A 15,551-nucleotide genomic window follows, 5' to 3' on the forward strand; every position below is an offset into this window, starting at 1 on the left:
CACTTTGATTTTTATCAAAATATACAAGCATCTCGGAGAAATCGAATGGCTTTAACTAACGCAGATCGCGCAGAGATCATGGCTAAATTCGCTCGCGCTGAAAACGACACTGGTTCACCAGAAGTTCAAGTAGCTCTTTTAACTGCTCAAATCAATGACTTACAAGGTCACTTCAAAGAGCACAAACACGACCACCATAGCCGTCGCGGTCTAATCCGTATGGTTAACCAACGTCGTAAACTACTTGACTACCTTAACGGTAAAGACCACGGTCGTTATGTAGCATTGATCGGTGCTTTAGGTTTACGTCGTTAATTCGATTTAAACTTTATTTTCGGGTGTATTGCATGCTTTGTGCTGTATTACTGAAAACTAAAGTCGGCTTAGCTTTGCGCTGAGCCAGTGGAAGGGGCGAATATTTCGCTCCTTCTTTGTGTTTAAAAATAGTATTTAATCTGGTGAGGTCGGCTTCTAAGCTTTGTCATTTACTCGTCCATATGGTCATGAATGCCAAACCTTAGGGGTCTCCACTAGAATAATTGTTCACAAGAACTAGGAAAAAATAAAACATGTCAATGTTTAATATTATTCGTAAAGAATTCCAATTCGGTCAGCACAACGTTATCCTGGAAACAGGTCGTGTTGCCCGTCAGGCAAACACTGTTGTAATTACAATGGGCGGCGTACAAGTACTTGTTGCTGTTGTGGCACAGCCTAAAGCAAAAGCAGGTCAAGATTTCTTCCCATTGACTGTTAACTACCAAGAAAAGCAATATGCTGCTGGTCGTATCCCGGGTGGTTATGGCAAGCGTGAAGGCCGTCAGTCTGAAGCTGAAACTTTAATCTCTCGTTTAATCGATCGTCCAATTCGTCCGTTGTTCCCAGAAGGTTACTTCAACGAAATTCAAGTAACAGCCACTGTGATTTCTTCTGACAAAACCATGGATGCTGACATTGCTGCAATGTTAGGTACTTCAGCCGCATTGTCTATCGCTGGTACACCTTTCCGTGGTCCGATTGGTGGCGCGCGCGTTGGTTTAATCAACGGTGAATACATCCTGAACCCAAACCTTGAACAACTTAAAGAGTCTGATCTTGATCTTGTCGTTGCAGGTACGGAATCTGCAGTACTGATGGTTGAATCTGAAGCGAAAGAGCTTTCAGAAGACCAAATGCTGGGCGCTGTATTGTTCGGTCATGACGAAATGCAAATTGCGATCCAGGCGATCAAAGAATTTGCTGCAGCTGCAGGCGCGGTTGAGTCAACTTGGGTTGCTCCAGTTAAAAACGAAGAACTTCTTGGTAAATTGAAAGAAGCATTCGAAGCGAAAATCTCTGAAGCTTACACGATTGCAGTTAAGCAAGACCGTTATGCGGCACTTGACGCGCTTTATGCAGAAGCAGTGGCACAGTTCGTTCCTGAAAATGACGAAACGGGGATTGCAGAAGAAGTAAATGAGCTGTTCGAAGACCTTAAATACCGTACTGTACGTGACAACATCCTGTCTGGTAAGCCACGTATCGATGGTCGTGATACCAAAACTGTTCGTGCAATCGACGTACAAGTAGGCGTATTGGATCGTGCTCACGGTTCTGCATTGTTCACACGTGGTGAAACTCAGGCCTTGGTCACAACGACTTTGGGTAATACACGTGATGCGTTGATGGTGGATACCCTTGCAGGTACCAAAACTGACAACTTCATGTTGCATTACAACTTCCCTGCATACTCTGTAGGTGAAACGGGTCGTGAATCTGGTCCTAAACGTCGTGAAATCGGTCATGGTCGTCTGGCACGTCGTGGTGTTCAGGCTGTACTTCCTGCGGCTGACCGCTTCCCGTACGTGATCCGTATCGTATCTGACATCACTGAATCTAACGGTTCGTCTTCAATGGCGTCTGTATGTGGTGCTTCATTATCATTGATGGATGCTGGTGTTCCACTGAAAGCACCAGTTGCGGGTATCGCGATGGGTCTTGTGAAAGAAGGCGAGCGTTTCGCAGTTCTTTCTGACATCTTGGGTGATGAAGATCACTTGGGCGACATGGACTTTAAAGTAGCGGGTTCTGCAAACGGTATTACTGCGCTACAAATGGACATCAAGATCGAAGGCATCACTGAAGAGATCATGGAATCTGCATTGAACCAGGCTTATGCGGGTCGTATGCACATCTTGAATGAGATGAACCAGGTGATTTCACGTGCGCGTCCTGAAATTTCGATGCACGCACCGACCTTCCAGGTGATCAACATCAACCCGGATAAAATCCGTGATGTGATCGGTAAAGGCGGCGCGACCATTCGTGCAATTACTGAAGAAACTAAAGCGGCGATTGATATCGAAGATAACGGTACAGTTCGCGTATTTGGCGAAACTAAAGCGGCTGCGCAAGCTGCAGTTGCCAAGATTCAGGCACTTACGGCTGAAATCGAGCCAGGTACAATTTATACAGGTAAAGTGATTCGTATTGTTGAATTCGGTGCGTTCGTAAATATCCTGCCAGGTACTGATGGCTTACTTCACATCTCTCAAATCTCAAACGAACGCATTGCGAACGTGGCAGATGTATTGAAAGAAGGTCAGGAAGTAAAAGTACAGGTTGCGGATGTTGATAACCGTGGCCGTATTAAATTAACGATGAAAGACATCGAACAAGTTTAATTCTTAAAAATATTCACATGGGAAAATTCATGTGAATAACAATAAAAAAGCCCTGAGCTTGATCAAAGTGTTTATTTTGGCTGGCTCAGGGCTTTTTTTATGCTTCAGTATTGGTCTGAATGTGGTGTTCAGTTGATCTCAGGTTAAGGGATCTGCTTCAGAGCTTTTTAACAGACGGTAAATTTCATCTTTTAATTTCAGTTTTTTACGCTTGATCGCCTCAATATCATTGTTGATATGATTGACTGGATCAAGTTCAAGCTGGCTGATTTCTTTGTCCAGCTCATTATGTTCCTCGAATAACTTGGCAAAATAGGGATTTTCCTCGCGAAGTTGCACAATCAAGTCGCGGTATTCGGGAAACATGTATTTGATTTTCTTATTGCAATCTTTGGTTTTCATAGGGATTCTTATACTCTAATCATAAAATTAAATATAAATATGTTCTGATCTGCACTGAAAAATGCAGATCAATAGAACATGAAAAGGATTTACTTGAAGTGCAAATGTTTGACCTCGCGGCGTAACTCCTGCACTTCATCAATGAGGTCCAGCATCATGGCAACGGCGCTAAATGAGGCATCAAAATCGCGTTGCAGACGATAGGCGCGTTGTGCACGCGAGATATCTTCACCGAGGAAAGTGCTGGTCGGGGTTGTGGAACGATTTGGTAAAATTCCATGTTCAATTAACTGCATGACCCATTCCGGGCTTTGTCCACACGCTTCTGCAAAGTGGATCAAGTCAAATGAACGATCGTCCATAATTTCTGAGGGGGTATAACCGTGGGAAAAACTTTCTTGATACTGAATCGTAGTCATGGGTCTACTCCTTAAACAGCCAAGTGTGCAAAATCCGGAGAAAGGGAAGGTACTAAAATAGAACGCTTTCCAATCCTTGGACATGCAGACTCAGAGTGATGACTCAAATGATCATGAGTGAAGAGTCGGGATGTGCTGGTAGTCGATGAATCAGTCGGTCTGACCGGATCTTTATCAGCAGCATGCGAGGTAAAGAAGGTTAAAGCTGAAGTGGTTTTTATAATTTTATGTGTTATCGACAAAGCGTATTCAATCACTTTCCTGTGTTGAATAGAGGGTGCCATATCAGGGCTGCAAAGCAGACCAAAGGGCAAAATTGAACGAGGCTGAAGGTTGATCATCATAAATGGATAAAAAATAACCGTCTTCGATCCATTATTATGACTTTAGCTGTCCCAAAACAGTTTTTATTTGTACCTTATTGTTTCAAATCATGACAAAGAAAAAAGCCCCAAATACAGGGGCTTTGAAAATCTTTCTGAAATTAATATTTTACCCAGGTGACACTGCGGCCAATCACTGATACCCCCACATAACCACGTAAGGTCAGACGTTTGCCATTAGCACTTAAGCGTGCTTTACCCTTATAAACTTTGCCACTGATCGGATCAAGTACTTTGCCATCATGGTATTCACGTGGCTTTTTCGGATCTGCCTTAAAATCCCAGATAAACGGCAGGCCTAGAAAGGGCTTGTTCTTGAGCTGACCTGGACATTTATGACAGATCCCCATTTTTTCTGCGCCAGGCAGGCTGCGTGTTTCGACAATCACCCCTTCATAACTGCCATCTGCTTTCTTGCGAATTTCTACATCCGCACGAGAATAACCAGACTGATCATCGATGGTTTTCCATTTACCCAATAACGGATCTTCATAGGCAAAGGCCAAGCTAGAAACTGCGGCTAAACTCATCCCCATTACTAGAGTATTCAATAATTTTCTCATAACATACCTGTTAAATTGATGATGTATTCATTTTAGAATTATTGCTCTAATTTATTTTAAAAGCATAATTAAATCAATAGGATGAACTGTGAAGTCTTTCTCATAATTTTTTGAAAATGATGAATATTTAGGTTTTGTTAATGTGAATAATCTTATAATTCAACAGGGATTCTTAGATTGGATTCACAGGAGAGTTTGATTCAGGGAGTAGACGGGTTTTCTACTGTAGGGGAATACGCTTTGTTGAGCTCAGTCGACCAGGTGTTAAAATACAAAAAAAGCATTCCGGGGAATGCTTTTAAACTTAAGGATTAGAACTACTTAGCTCAGGTGTTTACCAAATAGACCCAAGGCTTCTTCAGCGGTAAAGGTATACTGGCTATTACAGAACTGACAGTCCATCTCGATCGGATTCTGGAATTCTAGCGTTTCACGGATCGACTCTATGCCGATTTGCTGTAAAGCGACTGCACAACGCTCTTTAGAGCAGGTACAACCAAACTTCAACACTTCCGTATCTGGCAGACGAACTTCTTCTTCGTTATATAAACGGTACAGAATATCAGTGGCTTGTAAACCGACTAACTCTTCAGTTTTTAGGGTCTCTGTGAGCATGGTCAAACGTGGCCATAGGTCTTCATCTACCCGGCGTTGTTCTTCTTCACTATTACGTGGTAATAACTGAATCAGTAAACCACCTGCACGCTGATGGTCACTTGCCAGTACAATACGCGTCGGAATCTGTGCAGACAGGTCATAATACTGCATCAGACAGCCCGCCAGATTTTCTTTATCAAGAGGTACAATCCCCTGATAACGCTCACCAAATTCTGGTTCGATATTGATGAATAGAACCGGAGAGGTGAGTGATTTCAACACTGTACTACTGTCTTCACCGACCAGAAAGTGCGGATCTTCTTCATAGTCAGCCAGAGCGCGAACTTCACCCAAATGGTTACATTCAGCCATAGCCCATTTAAATGTGCCCGATGCCTGAATTTGCAGGCTGATACGCCCTTTAATCTTCAATGTGCTGGCCAGCAGTGCAGTGGCACTAAGCATTTCACCTAGCAGGATTTTAACTGCAGGCGCATAGTCACGTTGCGCTAAAATGGTTTGTAAAGCTTCTTCAAGATGCACCACTTCACCACGAACAGGGCTATCTTCAATAAAAAAGCGTTGGCGTAAATCAGACATAAAATTCTCCATAACCCTGCTTTAATGGTGTCATTATTGTAAAACACAAGTTAGGACAGTTCATCTCTTAACGTATCAATTCCTGCGCCGTTTGTATCCTGTTGCTGCTGTGTAGCCTGTTTTTGCACTTTATGGCGTTGATCCTGGGTAAACAGATGCTCCAGTTCAGCCAAACTGCTGCGCTGATTTTCATAATTTGGATGTTCATCCGGATCCAGATGATATTGACTATTGAGCAACTTTTCATCCTGTTCACGGAAGTTTTGAATCTGTTGCAGGCTTTCTTCCGGGTCAGGATTGAGCTGGTTTAGTAAGGCCTGACTGAGTTCTAAAGCTGAAAGATAAGTTTCACGCCAGATGTGTTTCACGCCCAAATCCTGTAATAAATGCACATGATGCCGGTCACGGGCACGTACCCATAAACTGATTTCAGGATAATTCAGCCGCAGATGCCGCACGATCAGCATTGAGTCTTCAATATCGTCAATCGCCACAATCACCTGTTGTGCTGTGGCAATACCGGTCTGTATCAAGGCTTCGGGTTCTGTTGCATCCGCCTGATAGAAAGGGATGTCGTACTGCGCCAGAAGCTCAGTGGCTGGCACAGTGCTGTCCATGACACTAAAGGCGTGTTGCTGTTGCAGTAGAATGCGGGCGATGATTTGTCCGAAGCGACCAAAGCCAATCAGCAGGATTGGTGTATGGGCTTGAGGATTAATATCAGTTTCAAAAGTCGCTGCCAGATGATTGTGGCGATCCAGACGCGGTAAGATCTGACTGTGCAATAACCAATAAAATGCGGGGGTCAGCAGCAAGGAAAAACTCACCATCCACAGCAAGGGAGAGAGCAGATCAGCCGCAATAATCTGGTCGGAAACCGCAATCACCAGTGCCAGTAAGGCAAATTCGCCACCTTGTGCCAGACTGGCTGCTAACAAGGTGCTATTGCGCCAGCTATTTTGATGATAACGCGCCAATGCCAGGTTGATTGCAAACTTGCCCAAGATTAAAATGAGGGTGCCACCGAGAATCATCCAAGGGAAATTGAGCAGATCAGCTAAGTGCAGTGACATGCCCAGACTGATAAAGGCTAGGCCCATCAACAGACCCTGAAAAGGCCGAATCGCGCTTTCTACCGCAGGCCGGAAATCTGAATCTGCCAGTAAAATGCCGGCAAATAAGGCACCGAGAAATAGATTCAGGCCGAGGGTATTCATTAACACCAACAATGCCAAGGTCACCGCAATCGCGACAATCGCATGCAGTTCGTGACTGCCACTTTTAGCAATCCAGCGATACAACGGCTGCATCAAGTAACGATTACACAGGAACAGACCGCTTAACGTCGCGATGAGGGCAGCAAAGTAGGCCACGCCATGTTCGGTCGAGCGAATCCCGGCAAATAAGGGAATGGCTGCAATCACCAGAATGGCCAACAGAGCATGAACCAGTAGAATCGAATAGGCCTGCTGGCCATAACTGGTGGCGAACTGTTCCTGGTTGTTCAACTGTTGAATGACCAGTGTCATGGCGGACAAACTGCCGGTGAGTCCGATTACAATGCTGGCGAGCAGGCTTTGTTGAAGGAAAATCCAAGCCATGAGCGTAAAAATCAGGGCGCTGATTAGTACCTGTAAAGTTGCCATCATCCATAGGGTGGGATGGATCTGGAGGATGCGTTGTGGTCTGAGTTGCAGGCCGATCCAGAACAACAATGCCATCAGGCTGACTTGTATGAAGCTGTTTAAAACTTCGGGTGCCTGAATCAGATGCAAAAGGCTTGGACTTAAAATGATCCCTGTTAACAGATAGCCCAACACACTTGGCAACCTGAGCCTTTTACTCAGTGGCACCATCAACAGTGCAATGACCAGAACCAGTGTTATTTGTAACAGTATCGACATTTTCCTGCCCTAAATTTATTCTTGATCCAGACTGGGAGTCTTGTATTCCGGACCGATCCTCAGGCGCAATATCTTTTAGCTCAGTTCCTGAGGGTCGATGTCCAGCGTGAGCTTCATGCTAGAAGGTTTGTCCTGCAGCATGTTTTGCCACCAGCTACGCACATAGTAATGCAAACGTGGACGATCCGCTGACAATAGCACCATATGCGACTGATAGCGCCCCGCCTTGCGTTCCATTGGCGCAGGAATCGGTCCCCAGATGTCCAGCGCCAGATCAGGATATTGCCTGAGGAGTGCTGCATGTTTCTGTAAGAATTCGGTATTTTGTGACTGATCCTTGGATTCACAGCGAATCAGGATGGCATAACGATAGGGCGGCATTTTGGCCATCTGCCGTTCTTTTAAGGTTTGCTGGGCAAATACGCGATAATTTTCATTGACCAGCGTATTCAGTAGGGCATGATCTGGTCTGAGCGTTTGCAGATAGACATCACCTTTGTGTTCACCACGTCCGGCACGGCCTGCAACCTGCACGATCAGTTGTGCAGTCCGTTCAGTAGCACGGAAATCCACACTCAGCAGACCGGAATCGATATCCAGAATCGCCACCAGCGTCACATAAGGAAAATGATGGCCTTTGGCCAGCATCTGGGTGCCGAGTAGAATCGCCGGTTCGCTTTTCTGAATCTTGTCATAGATTTTTTGCCAGCTGCCGACCCGACTGGTGGAATCGCGATCGACCCGAATCACCTCAAAATCCGGAAATAGCTCATTTAAATGTTCTTCGACTTTGCCGGTGCCCATACCCAGTGTAACCAGTTCCTGATGCTGACATTGCGGGCAGTGTTCCGGCATGCGGTGAATAGTACCGCAGTGATGGCAATGCAGATGCTGATAAGGCTGACGGTGTACAGTGAAGTTGGCATCACAGTGCGGACATTGCGCCTGCCAGCCACAGCTGCCACAAAGCAGGACGGGGGCATAGCCACGGCGGTTTAAAAAAATCAGTACCTGTTCTTTTTTCTCCAGGCGCTTTTTGATGTCCTGAATCAATTGCAGGCTAATCCCATGCTTTTTTTGCGCAACTTTTAAATCCAGAATATGGATTTTGGGCATCAAGGCCGTGCCGGCACGCTGGTTCAGCTCCAGTGCCTGCATCTTGCCATGTTGCACCAGCGCATAACTGTCAATGCTTGGTGTGGCTGACCCTAAGATTACCGGACATTGCTGTAAATGGCCGCGGTACAGGGCGACATCGCGGGCATGATAGCGGAAGCCTTCCTGCTGTTTAAAGGACAGGTCATGTTCTTCATCCAGAATGATCAGGCCCAGATTCGGCATCGGGGTATAAATGGCAGAACGTGTACCGAGTACGATTGAGGCTTTGCCGGTTTCTGCCGACTGCCAGGCTTGTAGCCGTTTGGAATCATTCAGCCCGGAATGCAGCAACGCAATATGGCAATGAAAACGGGACTGAAAACGGCTGATGGTTTGCGGCGTCAGGCCGATTTCCGGCACCAGCACCAGCACCTGTTTGCCCTGTTTCAGTACCTGTTCCATGATCTGCAAATACACTTCAGTTTTACCGCTGCCGGTCAGACCATCCAGTAAAAAAGCTTGATATTGATTGCGATATTTTAATACCTGTTCGACTGCATGTTTTTGTTCAGGATTGGCAGTAAGCGGCATTTGTGCCAGCTGCATCGGCTGCGGATTGAAATCTTGTGGCTCCAGCACACAGGCGCAAATCTCTTTTTTCTCCAGCGCTTTTAAGGTCGCGGTTTCAATCCCGGCCATGTTCAGCACATTTTCAGTGGTCCCGACCGGATGCAGTTTTAAAATCCGGTAAGCTTCCTGCTGCTTGTCCGAACGGCGTACTTTGGCCTCGGCATCAGGGTCCAGTAATTTCCAGGTACGGGCCAGCAGGTTATAAGGCTTACCCTGACGCAACAGAGTCGGCAGGGCACTGTGGACGACTTCACCGATCGGAAACTGGTAATACTGCGCTGACCATGTCAACAAACTTAAAACTTTGGCATCTATAATGGCGCGTTCATCGAGCAGTTCGGTTACTGCCTTAAGCTTAAAGCGTGGGTCGAGAGGAGTGTCTGCAGGCAGTTTTTCGATAATCACCCCGACCAGATTCTGCCGACCAAACGATACCAGTACACGTGCGCCAATCTGCGCCTGTTCAAATTGTTCTGCACTCATTGTGTAATCAAAACAATCAAATACATGTACAGGTACAGCAACGCGTACGCGATAAAGTAGACTGGAATCGGTGTGAGAATTTTGCATATCTTGGGGTGGAGATCCTGAAGAAATTTCGTCGTGCTTAAAGTTCGATTATGTTAGAGTGAGCAGATAATTTATATCAAAGAATATGAATGATTTCGGTGGTCTGACGCAACAGCGTTAAGCAAAATTTTGGAAAATTAGAGCATTACAATGCCTGCATATCAGTTTATTGCGCTTGATGCTTCAGGAAAGCAGCAAAAAGGCGTGCTGGAGGGGGATTCTGCACGTCAGATCCGGCAACAATTACGGGATAAAGCACTTATTCCGGTCTCTGTTGATCCTGTCGAAAAAAAAGACCAGCAGCATCGTCGAAAATGGTTTGAAAAAAGCATCACCGCCTACGATCTGGCCCTCATGACCCGGCAGCTATCTGTGCTGGTCGCTGCCGCGATTCCGCTGGAAGAAGCCATCCGCGCCGTCGGCAAGCAAAGCGAAAAAGTGCATGTACAAAACCTGCTGATGTCGGTTCGCTCCAAGGTACTAGAAGGGCATAGTCTGGCGCAGGGTTTGCAGCAATCCGGACGTTTTCCTGAACTGTATATTGCTACGATTGCGGCCGGTGAGCGTTCCGGACATCTGGACCTGATTCTGGATCAGTTGGCTGACTATACCGAAAACCGGTTTGCCATGCAGAAAAAAATTCAGGGTGCAATGGTCTATCCGATTATCCTGATGCTGATGTCCTTTGCGATCGTGATGGGGCTGATGACCTATGTGGTGCCGGATATCGTCAAGACTTTTGATCAGAGTAAAGACGCCTTACCGTGGATTACCGTGGCCTTGATGAAAGCCAGTGATTTTATCCGCATTGCTTGGCCATTTTTATTGATTGGTGGTGCTTTGGGGATTTTCCTGTTGGTCCGGTTTTTAAGAACCACCGCCGGGCATTATGCCTTTGACCGTCTGACCTTAAAATTACCTTTATTCGGCAAATTGTCACGCGGGATTAATGCCGCACGTTTTGCCAGTACCTTATCCATTTTGACCCAGTCTGGCGTGCCTCTGGTTGATGCATTGCGCATTGGTGCTGCAGTCAGTAATAACTGGGTGATCCGGGATTCTGTCAATCTGGCGGCAGAAAAGGTGACAGAAGGTGGCAACCTGGCGACCCAACTGGAACGCAGTGGTTATTTCCCGCCGATGATGGTACAAATGATCAAAAGTGGTGAAGCGTCTGGTGAACTGGACCGCATGTTGGAACGTGCTTCACAGATGCAGGATCGCGAAGTGACCACCCTGATTTCAACTTTACTGGCCTTGCTGGAACCTTTAATGCTGGTATTGATGGCCAGTATTGTTTTGGTGATTGTGATTGCAGTGATGCTGCCAATTGTGAATATGAATAATATGATTTAAACAGAAGCCAGTTAGAATTTTGCTGTGATCAAGATTCAAGTGGAAATTCTGAATGATGCAAATAAATGAGAGAGATTGAATGAAAAGGAATCAATTAAATAAACAGACGGGCTTTACCTTAATCGAAGTCATGGTGGTGATTGTTATTCTCGGTGTGCTTGCTGCGCTGATTGTTCCGAACGTGATGGGACGTGGTGAAAAGGCCAAAGTCGATACCACCGTGATCAAGTTGCAGAGCATTGCAGGTTCACTGGATCAATACAAGCTGGACAATGGCAAGTATCCAAGTATGCAGGAAGGCGGTCTGGATGCACTGGTGAATCAGCCAGCGACTGCAAAAAACTGGGTGCCAGGCGGTTATGTCAAAGGCGGTTTTCCAAAAGACAGCTGGGATAATGAACTGCAATATGTGATTCCCGGCACCGATGGTCGCAGCTTCGATCTGTATTCATTTGGTGCAGATGGTCAATCGGGTGGTGAAGGAACAGATGCCGATATTTATTATCAGCCTTAATTGAGAATCATTATAAATTCTCGATAGATGGTATATATCACTTCACTTAATAAGCTATTTCAATACGAAGTGAAGTGATAATAACTATTAATTATTAAATATAATGTAAGTTAATGATATTTATAATAATGAAATAATAAAAACGATATGCGAGTTATAATAAGAATTATTCCCATATTTATCTATTACAATTCTCGTAAAATATGAATAAACATACACTTTCTATTTATTTAAAAAAGCTCATAATGATCTGAATGGCACTTGACTCGCCAACGGAGAAGTACATGAAAGCATTAATCTTAGGGGATGAAATCAATCAATTTCATTGGTCGATGCTGAAATCTGTTCTTCTGGTTTTAAGCATGCTGCCGATCAGTCAGGGTATCGTTCATTTATGGCAAAGCACCGAAGGTAGCAGCCAGATTATGGTAGGTTTTTTTGCCATCAGTTTGATGAGTTCATTATTTGCATTGTGCTTCTGGTCGGCATTGAAAGCCTCGGTATTGCAATTAAAACAACGGCAGATGTCTGTATTCGAAAATATGATGGTGCAAACTTACCGCTATCTGCCAATGTTATCCCTCGCCAGTATGATTTCTTATCTAGCAGTTCAGTTCTAAAATTTGAAATATAAAAAACCGAGGCATTGACCTCGGTTTTTTATTGTCTTGAGTGTCCGTCCCTTTCGTAAAGGGAGCTTAGGAGAGATTGATAAAATGCTATGTTCAGGAATCCTCCTCTTGCGCCATATATGGCTCACCTTTGTAAAAGGGGGACTTGAAGAAATTATCTTCGTGACTTAAAGCTGACATCCACTTTACGTGGGCGAAAGCGCCATCCCATAAGCAAAAGCAGAACCGAGAAGATCATCACTGGCCAATCGCTGAGTTTCATATACAGCGTTTCACCCTGCATGGCTGGAAGTTCGCCACGTAATACTGCTTCCTGATCCATCGGAGCTTTTTTCACAATATGACCATTGTGATCAATAAACGCAGTCACACCAGTATTGGTCGCCCGAATAAACCAGCGGCCATTTTCTTTAGCACGCATTTGCACCATTTGCAGATGCTGTAACGGTCCTGCCGTGCCGGTAAACCAGGCATCATTAGACACAGTCACCAGAAAATCGCTTTGACTGGCATTGCGACGGGTCAAATTCGGGTAAGCCACTTCATAGCAAATTGCAGAACCCAATGGATGATTTTTCACATTTAATGGTTTTTGATGATCTGCGCCTCGGGTAAAACCGCTCATGGAAGGATCATTTTGTAGACCTGGCAATACCCAGCTCAACCAGCCTGATAAGGGAATATATTCACCAAAAGGAACCAGTCGTTGCTTCTTGTATAGCCCATCAGAATCATCGCCGCTGGCCATAATGCTATTGTAATATTTTGGATAGCCCGCAGCCTGTGATTCTGCTAAATCCCAATACGGAATGCCGGTCACCCAGGCCGTACCCGATTTTTCAGCCTGTACTTTCATGGCTTCCAGAAAGGCTTCAATATCAGTCTGGAACATGGGAATCGAAGATTCCGGCCAGACGATCAGATCGCGGCCCCATTCGGTTTTACTCAGATTGGCATAAATCAATAAGGTCTTCACCTGATATTCAGTCAGCCATTTCAAGTCTTGTGGAATATTGCCTTGAATCAGGGAAACCGTTAAAGGCTTTTGATTTTTTTGCTCAACAAACGTTAGCTGTGCTGCGCCCCAGGCACCGAGTAATAAAACTGCCGAAGGAATGGCCCAGAACAGACGTCTATTCAGAATTTCAACCAGTGCACAGGCCAGAATAATCACTACGAAAGACACCCCAAACACCCCGAATAAGGGCGCATAAGCATCCAGGTAGCGTTCGGTAAAGGCATAGCCAGCAAACAGCCATGGGAATCCGGTAAAGACCCAGGTCTTGGACCATTCAAACAGCACCCACAGCGGGGCAAAGGTTAAAGGAGTTTCTGGAAAAAAGCGGCGATAGACAAACGTTTGAACGGCACTAAACAGACCCATCACCAGCGCCATGATCAGGATCATCACGATACTGAGAAATGCGCTGGTATCGCCATAGACATGAATCGAGGTATACAGCCAGAATGCGCCGACAAACCACAAGCCGATCCCGTAAGCCCAGCCAATACCAAAGGCCTGTTTTGCGCTACGTCCACGCAAGCAGGCATAGAGCAGGGCCGGAGACAGAATGGCTAGCCACCAGTAATGATAAGGGGCCAGCGCCAAGCTGAAGATGGCACCTGCAAATAAGGCAATTAAAACAGGATAGATCAGCGGCAACGGTTTTTGCTGTTGAGACGAACTCAACAGCTTATCGAAATACGCTCTCATTGGCGCACGGCTCGAATTAGATGAATAGAGCGTGAATCCGCCTCAAGAATGGTAAATTGCCAGTTTTCCAGTTCAATGGTTTGACCTTCAAGGTCACTCACCAGACCAATTTCCTGTAATAACAAGCCGCCCATGGTTTCCACTTCATCATCAGGGAAAGTCGCATCCAGCATATTATTGAAATACTCAATCGGAGTCAGGGCTTGGACTACCCAGGTATTGGCGGTAGTCGGGTCGTTATCCGGAACAATGTAGTATGCTTCTTCGTCAGCATTGTCATGTTCATCTTCAATTTCACCGACAATTTCTTCCAGAATATCTTCCAGCGTCACCAGACCCGAAGTCGTACCGTATTCATCAATCACCACCGCAATATGCGTCTGGGTATTTTTCAGCATGCGCAGTACCTGATCGGAGCGGGCACTTTCCGGAACAAACAAAGGTTGACGCATAAGCGCGCGAATATCGACTTTGGCCGTCGGCTCAGTCAGAAAAGGCAATAAATCCTTGGCCAATAGAATGCCCACCACATTGTCGGTCTGATCGGAAGAAAATACCGGAAAACGTGAATGCGCAGACTCGACGAGCACATGCAGGATATCCAGCAGTTGATCATCTTCCTGTAAGCTGATCATGGACGTGCGAGGCGTCATGACTTCACGAATTTTGGTTGCCGGGAGGTCAAGAACGCCCTCAAGCATGGCAACAGTATCGGGTTCTAAAAATCGACGTGAATCTTGTACTAATTTTAGCAGTTCGTCGCGAGTTTCGGGTGCAGTTCCCAGCCATTTGCGTAAGCCGCGCATACCCCACGACGGGCCTGATTCCTCGTGCATGATTTTTCCTGAAGACTCTTAATATCTAAAAAAACGTGGTTTTATCATACCGCAGAAAATACGCTTGTCTATTGTAAATATGATGCGCAGTCTTGATCGCGTGAGTCAGCGCTGATTTTAAAACTGGCCACGTATGCAAAGCAGCAATGTAATCGCAGCTTTATGCTAAAATATGGCGGTCTTTCCATCCTGAGTCTATCGATGTCCCCAACTGAAATTATTCCAAGTCTGCAATTGAATACCCGAGGTTTGCGTTGTCCTGAGCCAGTGATGATGTTGCATCAGGCGATCCGTAAATCCAAGGCAGGTGATGTGGTTGAGGTGTTTGCCACGGATAATTCAACGTCGTGGGATATTCCAAAATTCTGTATGCATTTGGGGCATGAGTTGCTATTGCAGGAAGAACGTCTGGATGAAAATGGCAATAAAGAATTTCATTATTTAGTGAAGAAAGGCGGCTAAAGAGATAAACGACAGATGAGCTCAATGATCTGTCCCTATTTAGGAAATAAAACTCCACAAATCTGTGAAATTAAATAGATGAATGGGCAAGAACTGAAATTTTAAATATTTATCCACAAATAAACCCGCTTAAAAGCGGGTTTATTTTTTATCTGATAATCAGATTAAATGTTCGGATATGAACAGCACTGCTGCGCAAGAACTATCC

14 protein-coding genes are annotated in these 15,551 nt (G+C 45.4%); 6 read left to right on the forward strand and 8 right to left on the reverse strand.

Translation table 11 applies throughout. The features are described 5' to 3' along the window. Positions 1 to 45 precede the first annotated feature (45 nt). Both rpsO and pnp read left to right on the forward strand, forming a co-directional pair. Positions 46 to 315, forward strand: a complete 270-nt coding sequence (gene rpsO / locus HGD77_RS01905; RefSeq protein ID WP_004278577.1) for a 30S ribosomal protein S15 — start codon at positions 46 to 48, stop codon at positions 313 to 315. A 260-nt stretch (positions 316 to 575) separates the two neighbouring features. Continuing rightward, positions 576 to 2,663 (forward strand): polyribonucleotide nucleotidyltransferase, encoded by a 2,088-nt coding sequence (gene pnp / locus HGD77_RS01910; RefSeq protein WP_016806862.1) that lies wholly within the window; start codon positions 576 to 578, stop codon positions 2,661 to 2,663. A gap of 138 nt (positions 2,664 to 2,801) precedes the next feature. Here pnp and HGD77_RS01915 read toward each other — a convergent pair whose 3' ends face one another. The 6 genes from HGD77_RS01915 to HGD77_RS01940 form a co-directional block, all read right to left on the reverse strand. Beyond that, on the reverse strand, positions 2,802 to 3,065 hold the full coding sequence (locus tag HGD77_RS01915; protein ID WP_004729352.1) for a YdcH family protein: 264 nt from the start codon (positions 3,063 to 3,065) through the stop codon (positions 2,802 to 2,804). An 89-nt stretch (positions 3,066 to 3,154) separates the two neighbouring features. Then, on the reverse strand, positions 3,155 to 3,484 hold the full coding sequence (locus tag HGD77_RS01920) for a chaperone modulator CbpM (RefSeq protein ID WP_004278573.1): 330 nt from the start codon (positions 3,482 to 3,484) through the stop codon (positions 3,155 to 3,157). A 484-nt stretch (positions 3,485 to 3,968) separates the two neighbouring features. Continuing rightward, complete coding sequence (locus HGD77_RS01925; protein WP_004647343.1) at positions 3,969 to 4,430, reverse strand: DUF2147 domain-containing protein; 462 nt, start codon at positions 4,428 to 4,430, stop codon at positions 3,969 to 3,971. A gap of 321 nt (positions 4,431 to 4,751) precedes the next feature. Beyond that, the gene (locus HGD77_RS01930) at positions 4,752 to 5,627 is read right to left on the reverse strand and encodes an Hsp33 family molecular chaperone HslO (RefSeq protein ID WP_004278571.1); all 876 of its coding nucleotides are present in this window, start codon (positions 5,625 to 5,627) and stop codon (positions 4,752 to 4,754) included. Between the two features lie 50 nt (positions 5,628 to 5,677). Beyond that, positions 5,678 to 7,531, reverse strand: coding sequence for a cation:proton antiporter (locus tag HGD77_RS01935; RefSeq protein ID WP_004729354.1), 1,854 nt, complete (start codon positions 7,529 to 7,531; stop codon positions 5,678 to 5,680). A gap of 75 nt (positions 7,532 to 7,606) precedes the next feature. Beyond that, positions 7,607 to 9,829: a primosomal protein N' gene (locus HGD77_RS01940; protein ID WP_004729357.1), complete on the reverse strand. Its 2,223-nt coding sequence runs from the start codon at positions 9,827 to 9,829 to the stop codon at positions 7,607 to 7,609. Between the two features lie 150 nt (positions 9,830 to 9,979). On the opposite strand from HGD77_RS01940, the gene gspF reads away from it, so the two are divergent. The 3 genes from gspF to HGD77_RS01955 all read left to right on the forward strand — a co-directional run bounded on the left by gspF (position 9,980) and on the right by HGD77_RS01955 (position 12,319). Next, entirely contained in the window at positions 9,980 to 11,185 is a 1,206-nt protein-coding gene (gene gspF, locus HGD77_RS01945) for a type II secretion system inner membrane protein GspF (RefSeq protein ID WP_004729358.1), read from the forward strand. Between the two features lie 79 nt (positions 11,186 to 11,264). Beyond that, positions 11,265 to 11,699, forward strand: coding sequence for a type II secretion system major pseudopilin GspG (gene gspG / locus HGD77_RS01950; RefSeq protein WP_004278567.1), 435 nt, complete (start codon positions 11,265 to 11,267; stop codon positions 11,697 to 11,699). Between the two features lie 284 nt (positions 11,700 to 11,983). Next, positions 11,984 to 12,319, forward strand: a complete 336-nt coding sequence (locus HGD77_RS01955; RefSeq protein ID WP_004729359.1) for a hypothetical protein — start codon at positions 11,984 to 11,986, stop codon at positions 12,317 to 12,319. A gap of 166 nt (positions 12,320 to 12,485) precedes the next feature. Here HGD77_RS01955 and lnt read toward each other — a convergent pair whose 3' ends face one another. Further along, positions 12,486 to 14,045: an apolipoprotein N-acyltransferase gene (gene lnt / locus HGD77_RS01960; protein WP_004729360.1), complete on the reverse strand. Its 1,560-nt coding sequence runs from the start codon at positions 14,043 to 14,045 to the stop codon at positions 12,486 to 12,488. Beyond that, on the reverse strand, positions 14,042 to 14,881 hold the full coding sequence (locus tag HGD77_RS01965; protein ID WP_004278564.1) for an HlyC/CorC family transporter: 840 nt from the start codon (positions 14,879 to 14,881) through the stop codon (positions 14,042 to 14,044). Before HGD77_RS01965 ends, lnt begins: the two co-directional genes overlap by 4 nt. A gap of 201 nt (positions 14,882 to 15,082) precedes the next feature. Between HGD77_RS01965 and tusA the strand changes: the two genes are divergently transcribed. After that, positions 15,083 to 15,343, forward strand: coding sequence for a sulfurtransferase TusA (gene tusA / locus HGD77_RS01970; RefSeq protein WP_004729361.1), 261 nt, complete (start codon positions 15,083 to 15,085; stop codon positions 15,341 to 15,343). Positions 15,344 to 15,551: the final 208 nt, after the last annotated feature.

Origin of the sequence: Acinetobacter sp. NEB149, assembly GCF_012516415.1 — a bacterium.
GTDB classification, from domain to species: Bacteria; Pseudomonadota; Gammaproteobacteria; order Pseudomonadales; family Moraxellaceae; genus Acinetobacter; species Acinetobacter lwoffii_V.